The sequence below is a fragment of the Bacteroides sp. AF20-13LB genome (assembly GCF_003603065.1).
Classification (GTDB): domain Bacteria; phylum Bacteroidota; class Bacteroidia; order Bacteroidales; family Bacteroidaceae; genus Bacteroides; species Bacteroides uniformis.
Genome location: NZ_QTMH01000025.1, coordinates 1 through 22180, shown reverse-complemented (window position 1 = coordinate 22180; position 22180 = coordinate 1). Strand labels below are relative to the sequence as shown.

At 44.6% G+C, this 22180-nt stretch carries 18 protein-coding genes; 3 read left to right on the top strand and 15 right to left on the bottom strand.

What is annotated here, in order from left to right:
• On the top strand, positions 1–234 hold a 234-nt coding region (locus DWX62_RS22165; RefSeq protein ID WP_207806029.1), incomplete at its 5' end, for a hypothetical protein.
• Between the two features lie 31 nt (positions 235–265).
• Here DWX62_RS22165 and DWX62_RS21115 read toward each other — a convergent pair.
• From DWX62_RS21115 to DWX62_RS21110, 3 genes are all read right to left on the bottom strand, one after another.
• Positions 266–787, bottom strand: coding sequence for a DUF3836 domain-containing protein (locus DWX62_RS21115; RefSeq protein ID WP_005824811.1), 522 nt, complete (start codon positions 785–787; stop codon positions 266–268).
• A 184-nt stretch (positions 788–971) separates the two neighbouring features.
• Positions 972–1112 (bottom strand): hypothetical protein, encoded by a 141-nt coding sequence (locus DWX62_RS22090; protein WP_005824809.1) that lies wholly within the window; start codon positions 1110–1112, stop codon positions 972–974.
• A gap of 271 nt (positions 1113–1383) precedes the next feature.
• Positions 1384–1740 carry a cupin domain-containing protein gene (locus DWX62_RS21110; protein WP_005824807.1) on the bottom strand — a complete coding sequence of 119 codons (357 nt, stop codon included), beginning with the start codon at positions 1738–1740 and terminating at the stop codon, positions 1384–1386.
• Between the two features lie 199 nt (positions 1741–1939).
• Here DWX62_RS21110 and DWX62_RS21105 point away from each other — a divergent pair, with 199 nt between their 5' ends.
• Positions 1940–3205 (top strand): S41 family peptidase, encoded by a 1266-nt coding sequence (locus DWX62_RS21105; RefSeq protein ID WP_005824806.1) that lies wholly within the window; start codon positions 1940–1942, stop codon positions 3203–3205.
• An 85-nt stretch (positions 3206–3290) separates the two neighbouring features.
• Here the strand turns inward: DWX62_RS21105 and DWX62_RS21100 are convergent, their stop codons facing one another.
• The 3 genes from DWX62_RS21100 to DWX62_RS21090 all read right to left on the bottom strand — a co-directional run bounded on the left by DWX62_RS21100 (position 3291) and on the right by DWX62_RS21090 (position 5682).
• Entirely contained in the window at positions 3291–3716 is a 426-nt protein-coding gene (locus DWX62_RS21100; protein WP_008662201.1) for a DUF3836 domain-containing protein, read from the bottom strand.
• Between the two features lie 290 nt (positions 3717–4006).
• Complete coding sequence (locus DWX62_RS21095; protein ID WP_008662202.1) at positions 4007–4873, bottom strand: hypothetical protein; 867 nt, start codon at positions 4871–4873, stop codon at positions 4007–4009.
• Positions 4874–4983: 110 nt separating this feature from the next.
• Complete coding sequence (locus DWX62_RS21090; protein ID WP_057087546.1) at positions 4984–5682, bottom strand: response regulator transcription factor; 699 nt, start codon at positions 5680–5682, stop codon at positions 4984–4986.
• 171 nt (positions 5683–5853) lie between these two features.
• Here DWX62_RS21090 and DWX62_RS21085 point away from each other — a divergent pair, with 171 nt between their 5' ends.
• On the top strand, positions 5854–6327 hold the full coding sequence (locus tag DWX62_RS21085; protein ID WP_230373589.1) for a metalloprotease family protein: 474 nt from the start codon (positions 5854–5856) through the stop codon (positions 6325–6327).
• 2 nt (positions 6328–6329) lie between these two features.
• Here the strand turns inward: DWX62_RS21085 and DWX62_RS21080 are convergent, their stop codons facing one another.
• From DWX62_RS21080 to DWX62_RS21040, 9 genes are all read right to left on the bottom strand, one after another.
• Positions 6330–8555, bottom strand: a complete 2226-nt coding sequence (locus DWX62_RS21080; protein ID WP_044467317.1) for a HAMP domain-containing sensor histidine kinase — start codon at positions 8553–8555, stop codon at positions 6330–6332.
• Positions 8556–8691: 136 nt separating this feature from the next.
• Entirely contained in the window at positions 8692–10776 is a 2085-nt protein-coding gene (locus DWX62_RS21075; protein ID WP_120027482.1) for a DUF2961 domain-containing protein, read from the bottom strand.
• A gap of 11 nt (positions 10777–10787) precedes the next feature.
• Complete coding sequence (locus tag DWX62_RS21070; protein WP_120027481.1) at positions 10788–14399, bottom strand: glycoside hydrolase family 38 C-terminal domain-containing protein; 3612 nt, start codon at positions 14397–14399, stop codon at positions 10788–10790.
• Positions 14400–14439: 40 nt separating this feature from the next.
• On the bottom strand, positions 14440–15612 hold the full coding sequence (locus DWX62_RS21065; protein WP_057258996.1) for a glycoside hydrolase family 76 protein: 1173 nt from the start codon (positions 15610–15612) through the stop codon (positions 14440–14442).
• 23 nt (positions 15613–15635) lie between these two features.
• Positions 15636–16781 carry a DUF4185 domain-containing protein gene (locus DWX62_RS21060; RefSeq protein ID WP_005833955.1) on the bottom strand — a complete coding sequence of 382 codons (1146 nt, stop codon included), beginning with the start codon at positions 16779–16781 and terminating at the stop codon, positions 15636–15638.
• Positions 16782–16803: 22 nt separating this feature from the next.
• Positions 16804–18747, bottom strand: coding sequence for a glycoside hydrolase family 172 protein (locus DWX62_RS21055; protein WP_057259008.1), 1944 nt, complete (start codon positions 18745–18747; stop codon positions 16804–16806).
• A gap of 369 nt (positions 18748–19116) precedes the next feature.
• Positions 19117–20310 (bottom strand): glycoside hydrolase family 172 protein, encoded by a 1194-nt coding sequence (locus DWX62_RS21050; protein WP_057258994.1) that lies wholly within the window; start codon positions 20308–20310, stop codon positions 19117–19119.
• Between the two features lie 31 nt (positions 20311–20341).
• Complete coding sequence (locus DWX62_RS21045) at positions 20342–21790, bottom strand: glycoside hydrolase family 125 protein (RefSeq protein WP_057258992.1); 1449 nt, start codon at positions 21788–21790, stop codon at positions 20342–20344.
• A gap of 101 nt (positions 21791–21891) precedes the next feature.
• On the bottom strand, positions 21892–22180 hold a 289-nt coding region (locus tag DWX62_RS21040; RefSeq protein WP_199670732.1), incomplete at its 5' end, for a glycoside hydrolase family 97 C-terminal domain-containing protein.

Below are 22180 nucleotides of genomic sequence, written 5' to 3'. Positions count from 1 at the left end.
GTTTTAAGGGGGCAGAATCGCTTGGTTTTAGGGGGCAGCTTACACTGGATTTTCCAGCATGGTATCATCCTTTTTCTTATTGACAATTTTGGCGTTTCAATGTTGCAATGCGTAATGCCACTCCAAACGCCTTTTAAATGGGTATTTCTCCGGCACCGAGGAACACCCTCTCCGACACCGGGGAACTCTGCCTTCCCTGGTGCCGGAAAACAAAAAAACGCATTGCCTATATAATTACAGAAAATCAGTTTATTCAAATCTGTTCTTATTTCTCTGCCAATAGCTGCACAGATTCATCCGTCATGTGATGGTCTGCTGTCAAGCTCCAGTCATTGTTCTTTTCGTCCCATTCGTAGCTGAGGTAGCGCAAGACACTGCTGTCGGTCTGCCGATAGACGGCTTTCTGCTTGATGTCGGTGTAGGCATTGCTTTGCTCGTTCCAGAGGGCGTATTCCACAGTGACGTCGTCCGTATAGAAGAAGTTAAGACTGTGGTGCTTCTCAAAGCTTTGCGTGGATTCGTTCCATTTCAGCACTTCTTTTTGGGAGATGCGACCGGAGTTGTCGTAAATGTAATTGTACTTCAGGTGGCGGTGCAGGAATTTCTGATTCTCCACTTTGAATACGGTTTGTGTTTCCACACGGCCGTCGTTGGTTTCGGTATTATAGGCAAAGTTGTCTGTACGGTTAACGGCTGCTGCGCTTACTACGTTTACTAAAGAGGTCATTGCGATGATTGCTGAAATTACTAAAGTCTTCATAATGGTTCTATTTTTTAAGTTATACATTTTGTTTCAAGTTCTTGTCTTTGGGGGAGTTGTTCCCTTTCGACATTGCAAAGATAGGAGGTGGTAAAAAGCTTTTAGGTTATCGTTACGTTAATGTTAGGTTAACGGAGATATTTATTACTTTTGCGCCCAAAACAAGAACAAAATGAAAACACGTTTCCTCTTATATCTTTCCTTTTCCAATCTATCGGAGACGTAACTGGATAGGCATACAGCAGACTGTCACCACATCTACTATTGAGAAGTACCATCTTTCTTCTATGTCGTCCCAAACGGTTCGGACTTTCTTCGCTTCGAAAAGCTTGATGGCATTATGCTGGGTCATGATATTATGTTTTCAATTCTTAGTTTTAAGCTCTTTGATTGGGTCCTCGTTATGTGACAGAAACAATGCTCTTTCTTCAATTTAATCATAATTTCTGTTTTATTGCATCAGTTGACATAGTCTGTTTTCTTAGGTATAGTACAAAATATATGATTATTTTGACTTAAAACAAATCGCAGTCAATAAATCACTGCACATCATATGACAATAGGGAATAGCCTGCACCACAGACCATCCCCTATCACCTTAATTCTACTTGTGTGACTTCCTCTTACTTCACCACACCGTCCGTCATCGTAAAGCCTTCCAGAGAGCCGGCTTTCACCTGAATACAAATCACACTGATGGCGCTGTCTGCCGCAGCCGACAATTGGCGTTCTCCTGCCGGAGCCACGCGAAGCCAGTCACCCGCCTGCAGTTCTACGGTTTCTCCGTCAACCACCATGGTGCCGCGTCCGGAGAGGACGGCATAAATTTCTTCATTTTGCTTGTGCGAATGCACAAAAGGTACTCCTGCACCAGCCGGCAAATTGCTGATAGATACTTCTGCACCAGTCAGATTCAATGAATCGTGCAACTCGACACGTGCCTCGCCTGCGGGCACATTTACTTTCTGATAGTTCTTCATAATCACTTCTCCTTAGTATGTTTTGATTTACGGCTGCAAAGTTAGCCAACTACCAGACATCGTACAAGAAGGCACTTGAAGCTCAGTTAGTTACCTCCATGTTACCATTATTGGCAAATAAGGAGTTAGAAAAATAAGATTAACAAAAATTATTACTATTTTTGCCGAAAAAGCAAATATCGACTAAACTCTATAAAACATGAAGATTCTGAAAAAAATTTCAAAAGTAATAGTCATCGTAATGGCTGTACTGGCAACCATTTGGTGTGGTTTGTATGTTTATGCCAACTATTTCTATAATGACAAGCAGATTGATGTAGAAAACTTCTACATCGCGGAACTACCGTTAACCCCCTCGCAGTTTGAAGAAGATTTCAAAGAAATACACCAGATTGTCATGGAGAATTATTCATTATACCAAGCCAAGCATCTGAATATGGATTCATTGTATCAAGCTTGTGACGCCCGCGTTCGCCAGGCGCAGACCACCACAGACTACGGACTGATAGTGCAGGAATACATCTCTGCCTTACAATGCGCCCACGCCATTACCTGCTACAAGAGGTACACAGCCAATCAGCGCGTAGCCTTTATAGAGGATTTCTTGTTCGTTGACAAACCCAATGACTATCTGACAGAATACGGCTTCCAGGACAAAGACCGGATTATAGCTATCAACGGACTCCCCTATAAACAATGGATTGAACAGAACGAAAAATATACCGAAGCATCTACCGTCCCCCACAGACGGCTCCGTACAGCCTATGATGCGTTCCGTAGTTATGCAGACACCCTAAGAAACTATACACTGCTGAGAGGGGGCGATACTCTGACCGTCACCCTTCCCTTGAAACAAAGGGACTATTTTCCGGATAACGAAGAACAAACTGTGGAGAGCAGGATATTACAAGACAGCATTGGTTACCTTACCATCAAAACCATGATGAACCCCGTCATGGAAGATTTCAAGGCGGTCTATCCCAAAGTCAAGGATTTACCATACCTCATTATAGACGTACGTAGAAACGGCGGAGGAAACAGCATGAATGGAGTAAACATCTGCAAGTACTTCATCCGCGAAGCACAACCACACTGCGTCAGCAAGAGCTACATCATGCAGCCCGAAGCCGACGCCTATAAAGGTAAAATCTATCTGCTGACCGACACATATACGCTCTCTGCTGCCGAGAGCTTCACACTCGACATGAAGGAAAGCGGAAATGTCACCCTCATCGGCGAAGCTACCGGAGGGGATACCGGCAATGGCCCCCGTCCTTTCTGTACCAAACAGCGGACCTATTTCCGTATCCCTACCCGCCAGCCGGACGTCTCTTCTAAAGGTTTCCCCATGGAAGGTATAGGCATACCGCCCCATCATCAAGTATCCCAAACCGTAGCAGATTTCATGAAGGATGAAGATACAGTGCTGAATTATGCTGTCGGACTGATAACAGAGAAACAATAATACATTTCCTCAACGAAAAAGAGCCAAGTATCAAAGGTGTGTCACCTCACGATACTTGGCTCTTTTGTATTTGATATATTATCCTTTATTTGGTACTTGCCAACATCAAAGCCGCATTGCTGTCATTCAGTTCGTAAACGGTAGTTTGCGTATAGCTGTCGTAACCATTAGTTCTACTGTTCCAACGGGCATAGTTCAACTCAACTTCACTGTCAGTGTATTCAACATCCAGCTTGAAATAAGGCACCCAGGCTTCCTTTACGCTATCCCACTTGAAAGCTTCCTTGCTCGTCACACGGTTCTCACTGTCATAAGTGTAAGTGTAGCGGAGGTGACGGAAAAGGTGTCCGTCCTCATTGCGGAAGATAGTCTTGGCGGTCATCAGTTCGCCGGTCATCTCCTCGTTTTTCACATAATCGGCAGGAGTTGCCGCACTTGCAGAAAAGTTCATTACACTTGCCATTACCACTGCCATCATTACCACTGCTTTTGAAAATACTGTTGCTTTCATAATCGTTATTTTTTATTGTTATTACTTCTTTCTCTGAGGAGGTTGTTGTTTCGTAACCGCCTTCGCCTATATATAGTCAATCTGCGTGCCAAAGAATTAAATCACTGATTATCAAAGAATAACTATTTTATAGTAATGTCCATTTTCGGACAACTGTCCGCACAAAAACGAACAGCAAAACAAAAAATAAACGAAATATCATGAAAGTATTTCTACATTAGCAATAATATTATGTAACAGTAGTAAACTGTTTGATGATTGTCCCTACAAAAAGCTGATGTATACTTATCTTATCTCAATGGCGGCATCTGAAAACGTGGTGGGGCAATAGTCGCTCCGCCACTGCCCCCTCTATTATCAAAGACGGTGTTACGCAGAATCTCATACAAAATTCCACCTACATCCAGACTTAATTTAAACTTGTCGAAATTATAATAGGGAATCACAACGGGAACCGTCTCCCAACGACCGCGATAAGCATCGTAATAACGTTGTACTCCAACTTCCATACCAAAACGTTCGGACATATCCAGAGACATGGTGGCACCGTAGCGGTGGGTATCCATCCCGTAAGTATTTCCTATGGCATACGAACCGAAAACCTTAAAAGCTACACGGTCCGAAGCCTGATACCGCAAAGCTCCCGAAGTACTGAAAGCCTGCCCGGTGGAATGAATCATATTTATCTTCATGGCATCTACGCCAAGCTGGAGCGTCAGCCTTTGGTTAAAGGCATGCTGATATCCCAGGGAAGCATTGTTGAAACGTCCGATACCCGGTACGCTGGTCTGCCCACCGGAACCGAATAACATACCGTGAGGAAACTGTCTTAATACACCGCTTGTACTGTAATCTCCCCGAAATAGCAGGGAAGGATTGGTCTGATAAGGCAGACGAAGAGACTCTTTCAGTGAAAAATCGGGCAGGGAATAGGAGTGCTCCGGATGAAACATGGAAGAAGGGGCAGAGTTTTCAGAAGGAAGCTCAAAAGGAGAGAATAGAGATTCATTGAATTCCGGCTGTATCTGTATACTGTCACGAATGAAACGTACACTGTCTTCCTGCGCAAAAAGCAATTGCGGCACAAAAGCCAACAGCAGGCAGATTCCCAAACGGCCACCAAGACAAGAGATACTGACTTTCCGTTTTATACGCATATACCCTCCTTCTTTATATTCATATAATACTGCTATACAAAAATAACGAAAATAAACCAGAAGAACAGTACATGTACTGCTAAATTATTGCAATATAGAAGGATACATTATTAATTTTCTATCAGTATCAATCCTACTCCTTTCACTGTTTTAATGGTTACCGACTCGTCTTCCGAAAGAAATTTCCGAAGTCTCGTCACAAATACATCCAGGCTGCGGGAAGCAAAGTAATCATCTTCCGTATTCCAGAATTTATCCAAGATAGCTTCCCGGCGGATAACGTCTCCCCGCTTCTCACAAAGCATCTGCAACAAACCTGTCTCGCGCACAGTCAAAGTCTTGTTTACACCCGAAGCATGTTTCAAAGTGGCATGTGTGGCATCCAACACATATTCCTTGCCTATCTTGTAGCATTGACTCGTGTCTTTCGATTTTTCGCCTTTGGAAAGCTTCAATAAGGCGTGGACATGTGCATCCAGTTCTTCGGGAATGAACGGTTTCTTTATATAGTTATTGGCACCGATTTCATAACCTTTTACCACATCTTTAGGAGATATTAGGGCAGAGGAGAACAGAATCGGAGTTTCCCCATCTGTCTCGCGGATACGCTTCACCATCTCGTAACCGTTCATAACGGGCATTTCTATATCAGATACTATCACATCAGGATGTTGTTCTTTCCACTGTTTCAAGCCCTCCTCGCCATTGGCGGCAGCAATCACTTCATAACCGCCTATCATATCTTCCAACCCGCCCTGAACTATATATCTCAAGCTTGCATCGTCTTCTACCAACAATAACTTTATCATAATGCGTTTATTATATATTGCAAAAATAAGGAAAAGAATGAATGCAACAGTCATATTGCTATAAAATAAACGAGGAAAACAACGCCTCTTAACCTAATATTAACGTAGCGATAACTTATGAAGCATGTGCCCCACTCTACCTTTGCAACATCAATACAAAAAATCCACACTATGAAAGCAGATATTTCAATAACAAAAAGCCGAAAAGGGACAGAGATAGTAGTTTCGGGCAAGAGGATTAATAAATACGGCATCATAGCTGCCATAGTATTTGCAGTACCAATGCTGATTCTGTTTCAGTCGATACATGGAGAAACAACCAGCCATCTATCGCTGGTCAGATTCTCCATGTGTATATTGGCAGCTGTCCTGGTAAATCTATTCCTACATAAACTGTTGTTCAGATTGTTTTCGCCGATACGCATGTGGCAATATCGCACCACATGCCTGCTGCCCTTCCTGCTACTGGGTATATTGCCCCTTATATATGGTATGACAAGTGGCAATTATGATGTCACACGATTTGGAATATTACTGGCTGTCATGAGTTTCGACGACCTTTACATCCTCTGGCAATTACGCTCATTCGGCGGAGACTCCTATATTACTGACAAATCAGAAGGATTGAATTTCCACGTGTGGTAAATTTATACAGTCTCAATAGGAAAGTAGAGTGTAAATTCACTGAAGCACCCCTCTTCACTTTCCACTTCTACCCTGCCGCCATGTGCCAGCATCACCTGCTGTACATAATTCAGGCCCAGACCAAAACCTGCAGCACCGCCCCTTCCACTTCGCCCGACTGCTGCAGAACGTTCAAAACGGTTGAAGATAAGAGACTGGTCTTTTAAGGGAATACCCAATCCGTTGTCACACACCTTTATCTTGCAGAAGCCTTTCTCCAATTCGCAAATAATATCTATCTTTACCTCTTCATGGGAATATTTAATGGCATTGTCCAGCAGATTGCCCAACACTTCACGCAAACAGAAGGCATCGGCATACACCATTTCACAACGATGATAAACGGTCGTAAATTCTACCCTTTTGCTGGTTTTCAGAGAAATTTTGGCAATTATATCATCAAGTAAAGGCCGCAAAGGCACCTCTTCCTGATGGAGTTCCAAATGTCCCTCATCCAGCTTGGTAAGTACCAGTACACGATTGGAAAGGGTAAGCAGATGCTCACACTCTTCCATCATCGCCTGCCGGTATTTCTCTTCTTTTCCAGGCTTACCGGACAATTTGCCGCTATTCAGAATATGAGCTCCCATCAGGATGGAACTCAGAGGAGACTTCATGTCGTGTATCATAGCATAAGTAAAATCCTTCTGGAATTGCTCCAAATGCCGCTGTGTACGCAAAACTTTCACCTGGCCGAGAATACAGTCCAACACCACCAAAAACATCACCCAAAGAGGCAGAAACAGATACCATACGGAACTTATGACGTAGCGATACGGATTCTTCACCACACCTTGTATACAAAGGATGCTGTCCTCCTTCAACGGTATAAACCGGGAAGAAATATCCTGATATTTTGCCGAGGCATATCCTGCTTCCACCACTGTACTATCGGAGGGAGCGTAGTACTGGCGGATACCACTCTTATAGGTCATTCCCAAGGCTTCCAACCTGGAAGCAAAAGCAGAATCGAGGTACTGCACGGAGAGAGGAAGTTCCATTCCGCTTTCATTGATGCTGCGCTGCATAATCAAAGCAGAGCGTAGTCGATAATTCAAATCGACCGGATTGTACATATGTACCACTCCAAAGCGGTTCACCTTATACTTCGACTGCTCTTTCTCCAGAAATTCCCTTTGCTCCTTTGCAAAAGGCGATTCAACACTCTCTTCCCATTCATCCTTTCCATCCCTATCAGTCTGTTCGTAGAGCAAAGAAAGGCGGCGTTTCAAGACCTCGTCATAAAAAGCTGCTTCAAAACAATCATTTACCTGATAGGCAGTTTCTTTGAAAGAAGCACGGTACAGATAGACAAACCAGACTACCATCAGCAGACAGCCGGCAATCAACCCGACAATCGAAAAGACTTTAAAAGAATATTGCTTGCGCACCTGCCGCTGCCGTTCGCTTTGCTTAGCTCCCGTAAGCGTATGTTCTGTCATGTCCAGCAAATGTTGCCCCGAGGCTTCTATATCTGCCCACCGGCTCTCCGATATCTGACTACGTACCTCACCTATCGGCAACCTCATCTTTTCTGCCAGCACATAAAAAGCAGACCGCTGCTTCTCAATATCATTACCTTGTTTAAGTATGGAATCCATTTGCCTGGCCCAACTGTACACCAGAAAAACAACCAAGAGAAGCGTAGGAAGGAACAAAAAGACTATATCCTTGACAAGCGGTATAAAAGGAGAAAACATGACAGCTTCAATGGCCTCTCCTTTCTTCTCATTCAACCAGGCTTTTTCCGAAAGAACAGACTTGAACCGTACATATACCGAACGCTTGCTTCTGTCCGTCGCAGGACGGATATTTACAGTCCGGTCTATATTTTTCCATTTCAGTTTCTTCTCTACCAACCTCGCCATCACATCTAATGGAATGGCGACATGATATACATCTTCGAGAAAGGAAGCTGCCTGCTGATAGTTTAAAAACATCTCATCTTCGAAAGACCTGATACTGTCTTTGGATAGATACGAGTAAAAAGGGATAGTCATGTCAGGAAACGGTAAATTATTAATCTCGTTGTCCACCGTTTCGATAAAAGCCAGACGGAAACATTCGTTCAGTGCGCGTTCCGCCTCTTTCTTGGTATTGTCGTAAGCATACATCATACCACCAATCTGCACCACAATTACCAGTAGCAGCCCTACAATAGAAAGGATATAGAGTGAACGAAGTTTCATCTTACCTATTATTTTGAGGACAAAGATAGCATTTTATCATAGAAAAAGAACTGATACAAAAAAGATAGCCTTGGACTTTTATTTATCCAAAGCTATCCATACAAGTACAATCCCTGCGATAGAGACGTCTACAGAATTATTTGCGAAGAGTCAACTTATCAATCCCAAAGAAACCGGTATCATGTCCCGGAGCCAGTGCAATCGACTCAATCTGCAACTCATTCTTTCCTTTTTTCAAATTGACCCGCCCAAGATTCACCAAAAGCAGAGACACTTCTCCATTGGTCAGACTGACTTCCGGAGTAATCACCTTATCATTTACACGAAGGGCAAATGTACCATAATCAGGCGCCACAGTGAACTGTATTTTCGCATAATAAATTCCTTCCACTTCACTGTCAAAAACTAATGACAGCTTATCTCCCGGTTTAAACTCTTTCCAGTAGAGCTGCATACCCTCACTCCACAAGGGGTGGAAGTTGGTCTGCAATTCAACGGAACCCATATGCCCCGGACGAGGCTGCATGACTTCGCCCTCCACAACCAGACTCATCCCTGAACCGAAAATATCTGACGGTTGGTTGGCAACCCGTTCGCGTACATCGCTCACAAAGGGTTTCGGCTGTATTTCGCCTCCGGGAAGCATATACCAGAAGGTTATCGGAGCATAATTAAGGTGTATATTCGACCAATCGAATAACTCCATGTCAAAGCGCAGGCTCCGGGTAAACGGAATCGCATCCAAACTACGAACACGGGTATTCTGCGCCAAACCTATGTGAGCATAACAACCATCTCCTATGGGTTGGGCAACAAAAGGATGGTTTATCCACGGTTCATAGCGCCCCCAGGCATAGCCATAATAATCTTCTGTACCCGTTCCAAAGTGTGACGGAAAGGTTTCACCGTCCACATACACCTTTTCATCTCCTTCTCCCCACCAACCCAAGTTGGGGTTATAGACAGTAACCGCATCTCCCACATACACGCCCCTACCTTTAAGATCGGCAAACGTAAGGTCCTGGGCAAACTCATCGCCCCGGGCATGGATATGCGTAAACTGCTGCCATGTGGTACCAAAGTGCATGGAGCGCTCATCCCACTGCCACTTTCCACTAACTGCAGCAGCCTTGGATATCTCCACCGGCTGTTCCCCATAATTGGTCAAGGTAATCGTACAGTTCCGCTCAAAAGGCATCACCCACCATGCACTCATCACATCATCCTGCACGGCCCGCGTATACCACGTACCAGTTGCAACGGGATAATAGCCTACCCCAAAAAACTCACCGACCGGAGCCCAGACAGTTAGTTCCCCATCAAAGGCAATGGACAAGACCGTAGAGCGAAGTGCTTGGCGACGGTCATCGGCATCAATCCGCATCGAAAGACGACGAATGGCACGAGAGCCGTCAATCGTAAAACTACGGCTTTCACCCGGAGCCAGAGAAGCCGCCAGATTGAGCGTACTTTCTCTTCCCGCAAGCGGAGTATCAATACCAGGTGTTCCTTCCGACAGCTTCTTATTGACAGCAGCTATCAGCCGGGCATTCTTCTTCAACTCTTTGGCCGAGAAAGAAATCACCTTGACCGGAGAAGTATAAGTGCGGTAATTGATAGCATAGTATACAATGGTCTTACTCTCAATTTTCCCCTCCGGAGTAATCTTCAAGTCCGGCGATTCGATAGTCACCTTGCACCGCTTGGCATAAGGTATGGGCAAATATAAATTATGCCCTCTTTCTTCCATCGGAGCCTCATCGGGTACTGAAGTTGAAAGAGGTTCTCCACAAAGGACTTGTCCGCTCAATATATCACGTACATTGCCTTCAATTACCGGTTTTTCCTCATTGTCTATGTAGATACGCAGAGTCCCTTGTCCCCGATTTATGCCGGAGAAAGTCATCCAGAAACGAACTATGGCACCGGGGCCTTCGGCATCCATCATCACATATTCCGTCCTCCCTCCGTTCTCTTCCTGGCGGATAAACTGTCCTTGGTCGAAATTACCAAACCAGGCACGCTTATCCGTCATGTTATGCGAACTACGGTCGTAGCTACTGAACTGCTTACACGTATAGGCATTTTCGGGCCAACGCGCCAGCACGGAACGGTCTGTCATCTCATGCAACAATATCTTAAGAGAGATAACCGGGTCGGCCATAGCCAAACCGCTATAGAGAAATATCAACTGAATTACAAAAACTAGTTTTTTCATCATAACCGATTATTTTAGTAAATCTCCATCTCATTGATGCGTAACACCTTTCCTCCTGCATGCTGCATAGGACGGGTTATCATCAAGCGTACATAGCGTACCTGCGCCGGAGTGTCAATCATACGTGATACGACATTCTGCCGGTTTCCATCTATATTGTCAAGTGTCTTCCATTCTTCAGTCTGGCTGTTTCTGCCTTGCAGGAAGCAAGCGGAAGTAATGTACCCTTTGTCCTCACGGCCTGCATTCACCAGTTTCCAACCGCTCACAGTTTTCGCCTCACCCAAATCAAAATCCACATAATTCAACGCACTTCCCACTTCACACCATTTGGTATCGACATCCCCGTCAACGATACGTTCGGGCTTCTCATTATCATTAAAATAGCCGGAATAGGCGATAATCTTCGCACCCTTCAACAGGTTTTCTTTTTCCACCTCCACACTGTTCAACTCCATCTCATTGTCACGGATGGCTGTATGGAACAAGCTAGTGGCAACCTGAACGGGTTTCAGAGTTTCCTCCACCAATGTGGCAGCAAAAAGAACAACCTTTTCATTCTTCGGAAGTATAAGGCTGGCAGCACCTGCCGGAATATCGACACCGAACTTGAACATATAAGTAAACTCATAGGCCTCATCGGCTGTAGGAGAGTGGCGGTGAGTTCCCACATAAGCCACTTCGGCATCCTTCAGATAACCTTTGGTATGTCCCGAATGTCCCCACTGTCCGACAAATCCGGTATAGGAAGGTACAATGACCTCACTCTTGTTCCCTCCGCACCGGAAAGTGGCGGCATAGTCCCCGTCCGTAGCGGCAGTCAGAAAATACAGTTTATTATACTTTTTACCTTCCGGTAGAACAATAGTATCACCATTGCACGTCATTCCGTTGGCGGCATCTTTCTCGCCGAGCTGGAAAGGAATCCCGTTTACAGTCAGGGATTCGGGCAACAGTTCTGCCGCAAACGAATAACCCGACTCAAAATTAGCTTCACCGCGGAACTCGTTGAATGAGGAACATTTACAGTTATAGGACAACGGTAAAGAGGCATACTGCAATTGATAAGCGTCCTCGCCCGATGACTTCAAACGTACCTTGAATGTCTTTATAGAATAAGGCTTTATACTTACAGACAGCCCGTTTCCACTGAATTCGGCCGAACCGATACTCTTTTCAGTGCCATCCGCTTCGCAGGCACTGGCAATCTCGCCTGCAAAAGAAAGTACCGCATCCTGCACCTTCTCACCGCCTATCTCATAGACACGCACTACATACTCATCCGAGTTCTCGGCTTTCTTCAATGCCTTGATAATGACATTGCGGTTATTGGAAGAGACGAAAGAGAACTCCTTACCCAATGTACCCCTATGTTTATCGGTACGGAAAGCTTTCAGCTTCTGGTTCAATATCTCCGCCTTCTCTATGGTGACAGCCTTGTCAAGTCCACCGGCATGACCCACCAGACTGTATGTAAAGCAATGATGCCCGAAGTCCTGGCGGTTCTGGTAAGCATAATCCTTGTCTGTTTCGGGGGTATGCAGCAGGGTCAGGCGGAGGGTGTTGTCGTCCGGCTTGTCCCAGCCGTATTTGCTGTCATTCAAGACAGACACGCCATAGTTTCCACTACGGTCAGTCAAATCGGCCCAATACTGTGCATAGACTTCGTAGGCAGTCTCCGTATTGTTGCCCCGCCTCACACTTCCAAGTCCCAAATCGTAGGTGGCTTCCGTATTTGCCATGTTCAAAGGAAATTCGGCCTTCAACAAAGCATTGGACAACTGCCAGTCCACCTCATTGTAAAAGTCTATGCGGTCGGCACGGCTACCCTCATACAAACGGATGTACTGCTTGAAGAGTGACTCTCCATAACGTTTCTCGATGCAGAGTGACTTGCGCAGCTCACCATCCTCCACCAGTGTCATCTTCACATCCTCTGTGATGGAAACCGGTTCCCGGTCTATAGTCTCCTTCAAGATCTCCCAAGCAGGCCACATGTAGGACCTGTTCTGCGTGAAGAGTGCCAGACGAATGGATTTACCGGATTTCACCAGCTCCTTGCCGTTCTTCTTGTCAAACAACGAAACGATATCACCCTTTGTATCCAGCGTTATCTTATAAATGGAATTCTCCAATGCATTGGAATCCACAGATACCCGGGTGTCAGCCGACGGACCAGAAGTACGGACATCATATACCGCATAACCGGTAGCGGGCACAATAGCCTCTATCAAGAGTCTGGCTTTACCGTCAGCATAGGACAGCAATTGGGCGGCCACTTTCCGGCCATTCATATCATATACGGTAATCCCTTTCGGTTTCTTTGGCAAGGCAAGTTCCACCTCTGCCATATCGGAAACCTGGAATCCAAGCGCATTGTAAAGCACCACCGGTATCTCTTTCACCCTGGTATCCATCTTTCTTGCCACAGCGTCAATGGAGGAAGTAAGAATACCGGAGAACTGCTTGAGGGAAATCAACTCGTCATTCCATGAGAATTCATAAGCCCGCGGTATACTTGTTCCCGTAAGGTCATCATGGAACTGATGGAAAATGAAACGCTGCCAGTTCTCAGTCAATGCAGCTCCGGAATAGGAAGCTTGGTTCAGCCATTCGGCTACAACGGAAGAGCGTTCCGCTGCATCCCCCAAAAGCTCATTCTGACGGTTGTACAGCTTCATGGCAGCCTGGGAAGTATAACATCCGGTACCGTGAACATCCATCAACAGTTCACCGTTGAACTTGGGCAGTTCCGGATGGCTTGCGTAAGGCTGGAAGTCTTTATATATCCGGTCACTCGTGGCACTGACAATCTGCAACGGACCATTGCCTTGCAAGCCTTTCTCTACGGCACGTACAGACTCCAATGTAGGTGAACCGCCTATGTCTCCCGTACCGTAATAGCGGTAGACCATGTGAAGCGGAGAGTGGCCGGTCAATTCCAACAAGTCCTTGTTTTCCGACAGGTCCCCGTCCTCAAAACGTTGGTTATAATCATATCCATGGGTCATCATGATGGTAGAGCCGTCTATACCTTGCCATAAGCCGACAGTGAAAGGATATTTGTCGTTACCGTAGAACGGTTTGTTGCGCCACTGCAACTTCTGGGAGGAGAAGCCGATCAGTCCGCAATGGGACGCAATGGCAGGAAGTGTCCAGCCAAAACCGAAACAGTCCGGCAAGAAAATGTCCGTGCTCTCCACACCGAATTCCTTCCGGTAATAATCCTGGCCGAGCATGATGTTACGAATCGCAGACTCTATGGAAGGAACCAGCGTATCAGTGGCATCCCAGCTGGCTCCACTAATATGCCAACGACCGCTCTCTATGAATTTCTTCATCTCTTCGTATTGCGCCGGATAATATTCTTTCATCCAAGCATACTTGACCGCACCTTCAAAATTAAAGATGTATTCCGGATATTGCTTCAGCAGAAACAAATTCTGACTGATCGTGTTCCATACATAATCCTTAATTGTGGTCTGGATATCCCAGTTCCACTGTGTGTCCAAATGTGCATCAGACACCATGTAGGCTTTCGGTTTTTGCGCCTGAGCACCATTCTGAGCATAGGTACCGCCACCCATTAGCAAGGCGGATACCAATACTGCAATCTGTTTTTTCATTTTCTGTTTATTTATTGTTTATTGTGTTTAAAGGTTTTATTCATTGTAATTCGCTGATCTCGGCGAAAAGCTCAATCATACAAGCATTCTCCAGTAGACTTTTGAACTGCTCTTCTCTGTGGCCCGACCAATCATTACTAAACAAGCCATTCTCATCACGCGTATAGTTCCAGGCATAATCCGCATTCTCAATCATGGTCTTTATGTACGCCTCATTCCTATCAACCAGATATAGTGCCTTCAAGCCCCTGAACAAGATTACATTAAACCAAGGAGTTCCCGGGAAGAATTTCATCTCTCCTATTGCAATAGGCTGTACCTTCAGAAAGAAACGGCAGGAACCCTCGGCTGTCTGCTGCGCCTCCTTCAGGTAACGCTTTTCTCCAGTTGCCTGATAGAGAAGTACACCGGCCTGAATCATCTGCCCGCTGTTATAAGTATATTTGGCCGGATCCACTTTTCCCTGCAAATTCTTGTTGTCCCAATATACAAAGTCAGAAGGGTCACAAAGATTGTCACGGGTCCATTGATAGGTCTTCTTAGCTTGCTCAAGGTATTTCGCATCCTTAGTCAACTTAAACAGCTTCATACAGAGAACAGTAGCCGGAGCATTCGAACAAGTATTTTTTGATTCTTTCTTCTGTTCGCACCAATAGATTCCTCCCCCCAACTCTTCGGACCATCCGGAATAAATATAGTCATGCAGCTGGATGGCTTTTTCCAGATACTCCTTGTCACCAGTCCGTTCATAGTAATCACAGAAATCAATGGCCACCCAGTCATTGTCATCGTAATAACGATCATTATGACCTGCAAAAGCCGGATACGACTGGTAACAATGGGGAATCCGGGTAGAGTCCCAATAAAGGTCCAGTCCCGGCTTTATCTGCCGGTCCATCAGTTTTCTGTACTTCTTTTGCCCGGAAACCTTATACAAAGAAACACAACCGGATACCAAGGCTGAATAAGGCCACAAAAAAGAGACCTCCTGCTGGTTAACAACAACGCCGGTATTGGCCGTATATGTAATTCTCTGCTCCGGGTTTCTTGGATAAGTTTCCGTCAGCAGGCCATACTTCTCCACTTTATAGAGAGTAAGTATCTGCTGAAGCAAAGAATCGGCTCGTTGCAGATAGATTTGTTTGCTTGTCTGTGCAGACAAGCAAACCGGTAACGAGAGAGCTATTAATAAAAATAAATTCCTAAGCTTCATATCCAATTCAAGTCAAGTGATTATTATTCCAGCTTCATATCGGCACACATCAGGAAAGCATTGTATGGCCCCCACATGGACATGATGAACCAAAGCTGGTCATCATTGTCTTTCAACGGATGTATGTAAGCGCAATACAAAGCTGGATATCTGTCCGCTTCTGCCAATACTTTCGGCTCGCTCCACTGGACGAGATCCTTCGATGTACAATAAAGAATGGCATGCCTTTTGGTCAAAGGAGTCTCGTCATGATTCGGATCATAATTATAAGTCAGAATCCAACGCTCAAACTTCTTGTGCCATATCAGCGACGCTTCTCCTACGGGACCTCTCAATACCGGAGTAGCGGCAGCCTCATTTCCACGTATCCACTCTTTACTTTCACCGTTCCAGTATTCATAGGCCTTCATATCCAGAAGATCTTTCTCAAGGAAACGCGCCAGATACGCAGCATCACCACGTCCGGCCTGTGTGCCGAGCATATAAATCCATCCGTCACGTTTGGCATAAGCCACTTGCGAAAAATGACTGTCGGGAGAAAAAGTCACCTCTTCACGCCGCTCCCATGTCCGACCGTCATCATTGGAAGTATAGACAGAAGAAAAATTGGTAAGCCAGCGTCCATGAGGCGCTCCCCAATCATAGATGTTCATAATATGGACACAATCCGTTTTACCGGCCCGAATAGCACTCGTAGGGATGGAAGTCTGGTATACCTCCGGATTCGTCTTACCGCCCGCACATACCTCAAGCGCCTTACCATCGGCATCAAGCAGCATTGAATCTATTTTAAGACCGTCTGTAAGCTCTGTATCCGATGAAAAAGCCAGTACGTTGGAACGCCAGTTGGAACCATTGCCACCATTTTTATTCACGACAAAACCTTCTCCACTGGTATCTCCGAAAAACATGCCCACACGGTTTCCATCCATATGCCACATTAACCCCAAATCCGTTCCATATACATCAAAGTCAGGTCCGGTATTATTGGGATTCAGCAATGTATCTCCCGGCAAAGGATCACCCGTGACACGGGATATCATGCGTACATTATCAATACACAGCGTTTTTTCACTATCAGCATCCTTACAAGCCATATTGCCCGTCAAACTACAGGTAACAAGCCCGAACAGTAAAATTTGTTTAGTTCTCATTCTTATCAATTCCATATACAAGTACACATTCCCACATCTATTCCTTCATTCTTTCCAGGATAATCAGTCCCAGTTCAAACTGGTCCCCACCGTTATTATTTCTCACATGGAAAGTGACCGAATTGGTTTGTTCCGTCAAATTGATGTCTCCTACATGTACTCTGTCTTTAGACACTTCTTTGTCTTTCTTAGTAGAGATCCATCCGGACAGTTGCTTCTGGCGTTGCCAAACCTGGAAGTCGGCACCATTCGGTTTCTCGAAATAGTTTATCAGCACTTTATATTTTCCTTCGGGCACATCGTTCAGCATGATGCGCACTACTCCTCCATGCTGGGTGGTCATACGGATTCCACGCTCATTTGTTACCTGGACACCTCCACCAAGACTCAGCTGCATCAATTGAGGGAAATAAATATGTTCTGTCGGCTGATATACAGTGCGTAATTCAGCAGTAGGCTCTTCTCTGCCTTGCAATGGCTGGGCTGCATAGAAGAATCCAACAGATGTATAATCTACCGGGAAATTATTTTTTACTTCACCATGTTCCATTCCATGATAGATTTCCTTCTCATAGGACATTTTGTCGGCCAAGAAGAAACGGTATCCACCGGTTCTGGCCATCGGAAGTGAATAATCCAGACAACCATGGAGAGGGAGGCTGTTTCCTCTGTCCCAACGATCCAATAAAGCATACCAGCCACCGTTGTAATAGTCTTCGGAACCGGTGCCGTGCAGACGCATTTTATTATCTACGTAAGTGCTGTCGTCCCCTTCGAAGAACAAGGTCATTCCCGGACGCAGGCCTTGTGCCTGATGGATGGTTCCTACATAATGTCCTTTTCCTTTTTGTGCAGCAAACTTATGGAAAATGCCGAGAGGAGTTTTCTCTCTACGCCATACAGAATAGAACTTACCCTCTTCCTTCACATTACGCTTATTACTGTTATAGTACACTTTAACGTTTACAGAAATAGGAGATTGCTGAATACCTTCTCTCTTTTTATAAATCATCTTCATAGAAGCTGACTTGTCAAAAGGCATTGGCAGATAGCAGTAGTTGGAAGTACCTTGCTTACCCATTAAGATACTCCGCATTGCTCCTTTTCCATAGGCATATCCAAAAAAATCAGCAACGGGGGCATAAATAGCCTCCACCTTCTCATTATCCCATTTAGCTGAAAGAATCACATCTTTGTATAAACCTTCAAAAGATGTTCCGCCATCAATCGACATACCTACAATACGTCCCGGTTCTGCCATCTCAAAGAAAGAAACTTCTTCTCCCGGACTCAGTGTAAATACCTTTTCTTCCGTCTGTACACCAGCTGATTTTCCAAAGGTATAATTCGTTACAGCAGGAGACAAGTCAGCCCATATTCTATTCACCTCAGCCAACAAATCCTTATCCTGCTGTGAGAATTCACCGGTATAGGTTTCCACCTTCTTTCCCGGCAGGTTACGGTATTGTATCTGAATGAATTCCAATTTAGGTCCATCGAAAACAATTTTACAGGACTTTTTATACGTAATGGGCAGATAACAATAAAAACCACCGATTTCATTGCCACAAACGGGCTTTGTAAACGGATAAACCTTACCGGAAAACAAATCCGAGAACTTTATTTTCAAACCAGGTTCCTTTTCTCCGTCAAAGTAAAAATAGAGCATATTATCTGTCGGTGTAGGCGTCCAAATACGATTAATTACTCCAGGGCCCTCCATTTCTGCAATCACCAGTTTATCCCCTTCCTTTCGGAGGAAAGAATAAGTTCCGGCAAAACCATCGTCGTTACCCCATGTTCTGTCATAACTCGAAAACTGCTCCACATAAGAACCGGTACGATACTCGGGCAGTTTATCCACTCTTTTCAACAATTCCAACTCATCTGTCCATCTGTACGGGTTTTGAGCTGTAACATACATCCCTGCCAGCAGAAAAGCGAACAAGAAAATCAAGAAACTTTTTTTGTTGATATTCATTACATTTAAATTTATGAATCCATTGATAGAGAAAAGGCAGGAAGGGATTATGTTGCTCTCCAGCATCCCTTCTTGCCGTTTTCCCTTTAATAATAAAAGCTTATACTATCCATAAAACGTCAATCAATTCCCCTCCGGCATTACCACCATAACGTTCGTACCAAAGAATTTAGCCCATTGGGTGTTGTCAGGACCTGGTTACAATTCAATACTGACAATTCCGTCTTCAGCCTGTTCAATGGCAATATTTTGCCAACATATTGGCAACATTGTGCCAACACGATGGCAAAGTCTTGCCAACAAAGTGGCAAGACTTAAAAAAGAGTAATACTTAGAGATATGGACCTATACGAAAAAGAGGAGAACTATTTATTCATTTCCCCAAAGAGTTGCTTTATTACCCTTAGCTTTACGCCAAGCGTCACGCCAACGATGTATGTCCATGTGATTGATGAAAGGCTTCGGTGCTCTTTGTGCTTTCGTAGGAGCTTCAGGAAGAGCAACAGCTGAATCTTGATACCAATAGGCAACGGTTGCCAAATCCAACGTCAAATTATTATTAGAACCATGCTCTATCGTTCCTTTAACACTCTTCTCAAAGAAGATGGGATCAGCTATGAAGAAGCGGTAAACATGGGTACGTCCCAACCAGCCGATATCATTATTCACACGAGGATACCCGAAATAAGGATGCGAGAATGCCTCTTTAGGGCACCAGGAAGTATTGAAGAAATCTTCCGTACCCGTTCCTATCAATGAAGGTGTTTTTTCTCCGTCAATAAACCACATATCATCTCCTTCACCATACCACATAGTAGTAGGACAGTGTACATAGTAGTTAATACCAACGAAATGACCTTTTCCTTGTGTCTCTACAAACACGTAATTGTCCTTACCAGTAGTATTCGGTTTCTGCTCTCCGGTAAGCCCCCATTCCGTTTCACCTTCGGGAAGGGCCTCCGTGAGGTTATGGTTGTACCACGCATGGAATCTGCCCATATCTTTGGGAAGCTTGTCCATTTCCAGATAATCTACGTAGAAATAGAAGGCATCAATGTTCCTGTCACTTTGATTCTCGATTTCAATACGTGCGCCTTTCTCAAAAGGCATAGTGAAATAGCATGACATGCCGGTACCGTTTTCAGGACCTGATGAAAGAGGCAATGATGCATAATTATATCTTTCGTCCCATCCCTGCCCAAAGAAAGGTCCGATAGGAGACTCTACCGAGGGATAGTCGTTTCCATCCCAATACATGCGAATGATAATGTCGTTTCTGCTCAAAGTGGGAGGTGGAGGCGCAATCGTCACCCAAATGTGGTTGATGACTCCCGTTCCCTTGATGTCTGCAATGATGCGTTTCTCACCTGGTTTGAAGGGCTCCAAGTGATCTCTGTTACCTCCGGTAGGATCTGTACTGGAGATTCTTTTGTTTTTTACACCCGACTTCAACTTTGCCAAGTCAAACATTTCGTTCGTCATGTTCGACTGTGCAAAAACAGTAGGAAAGTACAATCCCAGAACAAGGGAGAGTAACAAACTGAATTTTGTAATTCTTTTCATAAATTTTTGTTTACATTGATTAATTAGATGATTAATATTCCAATAAATAAGGTTTCTCATTGAATGTTTTCCACAGCAATTCTCCAAACAATGTATTGGCCCATGCAAACCAGCTCCTTGTGAATTTCTTGGGATCATCCTTGTGGAACGACTCGTGCATGAACCCGGTACCGGCATGCGTTTTCTGGAGCATCTGGATACATTGCTGTAACTCTTCATCGTCTTGAGCAGTCAGGGCTTTCATTATCAGGCTCATCGGCCATATCATGTCCGTACCAATATGATGTCCTCCTATCCCTTCAAAATAAGAACCTTTAAAGAAGTAAGGATTGTATTCCGACCATACAAATCTTCTGGTATTGGCATAAATTGCATCATCACTATCAACACCACCCAGATAGGGTAACGCCAGCAGATTAGGGACGTTGGCATCATCACTAAGATAAGCAGATCCAAAGCCATCTATTTCAAAAGCATAGATTTTACCGAACTTCGGATGATTCACCACGGCATAAGTCTGCAAAGCATTATAAACTTCTTTACTCAACGCCAATAGTTCATCAGCCAGTACATTGTCTTTGGTTATCTTTTGAACCATTTCGGAAGCCTGCCTCAAACTGGCCACCGCAAAGAAATTGGACGGGACAAGAAAAGGAAAGATGGTAGCATCATCACTAGGCCTGAAAGTAGAACAAATCAATCCGACCGGATTTACTTTATAGCCCACTCCACCCATAGGAACAGCATCTATAGCCCATTCCGAAGTTCTGCGAAAGCTATAAGGCCCGTTACCATCTTTTCTCTGCTGTTCCTTGCAGACCCTTAAAATGGTTTCTATCGCCTTCTTCCATTGCGCATCGAAAGGAGAAGCATCATTTGTCTTTTTCCAGTATCCATATGCCAGGCGAATGGGATAGCAAAGCGAATCCAACTCGTATTTACGCTCATGAATACCCGGTTTCATCTCCGTATGATCGCTGTTCCATCTTGTATACTTCGTATCATCATCATAAAAGGCATTGGCATACGGATCCTTCAATATAAAGGAGGTCTGCTTATTGATAACGCCAATTATCAGTCTTTGCAGGTTCTTATCTTCAGACATGAAATCCAAATACGGATATACTTGGGCAGAACTATCCCTTAACCACATGGCATCAATATCACCGGTAATCACATATGTATCCGGTCGGCCATCCTTTTCTGAATAAAAAACGGTTGTGTCCAACGTATTCGGAAAACAATTCCCAAACAGCCAGCCCAGTTCTTCATTCTTGACCTTCTGTTTAAAAGTAGCAATGGCCTTTTCAATGGCAGGACTTTTGAAGTTCCTTTCCGATATAGGCTTCCTTACTGTTGGAAACGACGAAAAAGAGGTAGCTGTCGAAGCTACGCCTGAATTCGCAAGCATCAAGTTTTTATTCAGCGCATATCCTGCCCCCAAAAGGCCCACTCTCTTTATAAAATTTCTTCTATTCATGTTATAAATCCATTGATTAAAAATATTATCCTGGAACAATCTTCTTATCCTAACAAACTAACAACTGATTGAAATACAATTTCAACTGATAAACATCACCCTTATAACCTTCTGATATGTAATAGCGCTCCTCCATCCTTTGCCAGATTCAGTTCAATGATATCCTTCCTTGTAACTTTCCGCACCAGTCTGTCCAGATTGTTTGGATTCCGCTCCACATCCTCCGCATCGGTATAGATCGTTGCCTGGTAATCTCCCTCACTAAGGAAGTCCAATTTCAATTTCAGATTCCTTTCCGCACCGTTGTTTAGCGAGCCTACCCACCAGTCCAAACCGCTCCTGCGGGCCACCGTGACATGCTCATTCATCCTTGCCAGCGGAACTCTTATC

What these genes read in the sequence shown, in the direction of transcription:
- DWX62_RS21115 (WP_005824811.1), bottom strand. Translation starts at nt 787, where the DNA reads ATGTATAACTTAAAAAATAGAACCATTATGAAGACTTTAGTAATTTCA.
- DWX62_RS22090 (WP_005824809.1), bottom strand. Translation starts at nt 1,112, where the DNA reads ATGACCCAGCATAATGCCATCAAGCTTTTCGAAGCGAAGAAAGTCCGA.
- DWX62_RS21110 (WP_005824807.1), bottom strand. Translation starts at nt 1,740, where the DNA reads ATGAAGAACTATCAGAAAGTAAATGTGCCCGCAGGCGAGGCACGTGTC.
- DWX62_RS21105 (WP_005824806.1), top strand. Translation starts at nt 1,940, where the DNA reads ATGAAGATTCTGAAAAAAATTTCAAAAGTAATAGTCATCGTAATGGCT.
- DWX62_RS21100 (WP_008662201.1), bottom strand. Translation starts at nt 3,716, where the DNA reads ATGAAAGCAACAGTATTTTCAAAAGCAGTGGTAATGATGGCAGTGGTA.
- DWX62_RS21095 (WP_008662202.1), bottom strand. Translation starts at nt 4,873, where the DNA reads ATGCGTATAAAACGGAAAGTCAGTATCTCTTGTCTTGGTGGCCGTTTG.
- DWX62_RS21090 (WP_057087546.1), bottom strand. Translation starts at nt 5,682, where the DNA reads ATGATAAAGTTATTGTTGGTAGAAGACGATGCAAGCTTGAGATATATA.
- DWX62_RS21085 (WP_230373589.1), top strand. Translation starts at nt 5,854, where the DNA reads ATGAAAGCAGATATTTCAATAACAAAAAGCCGAAAAGGGACAGAGATA.
- DWX62_RS21080 (WP_044467317.1), bottom strand. Translation starts at nt 8,555, where the DNA reads ATGAAACTTCGTTCACTCTATATCCTTTCTATTGTAGGGCTGCTACTG.
- DWX62_RS21075 (WP_120027482.1), bottom strand. Translation starts at nt 10,776, where the DNA reads ATGATGAAAAAACTAGTTTTTGTAATTCAGTTGATATTTCTCTATAGC.
- DWX62_RS21070 (WP_120027481.1), bottom strand. Translation starts at nt 14,399, where the DNA reads ATGAAAAAACAGATTGCAGTATTGGTATCCGCCTTGCTAATGGGTGGC.
- DWX62_RS21065 (WP_057258996.1), bottom strand. Translation starts at nt 15,612, where the DNA reads ATGAAGCTTAGGAATTTATTTTTATTAATAGCTCTCTCGTTACCGGTT.
- DWX62_RS21060 (WP_005833955.1), bottom strand. Translation starts at nt 16,781, where the DNA reads ATGGAATTGATAAGAATGAGAACTAAACAAATTTTACTGTTCGGGCTT.
- DWX62_RS21055 (WP_057259008.1), bottom strand. Translation starts at nt 18,747, where the DNA reads ATGAATATCAACAAAAAAAGTTTCTTGATTTTCTTGTTCGCTTTTCTG.
- DWX62_RS21050 (WP_057258994.1), bottom strand. Translation starts at nt 20,310, where the DNA reads ATGAAAAGAATTACAAAATTCAGTTTGTTACTCTCCCTTGTTCTGGGA.
- DWX62_RS21045 (WP_057258992.1), bottom strand. Translation starts at nt 21,790, where the DNA reads ATGAATAGAAGAAATTTTATAAAGAGAGTGGGCCTTTTGGGGGCAGGA.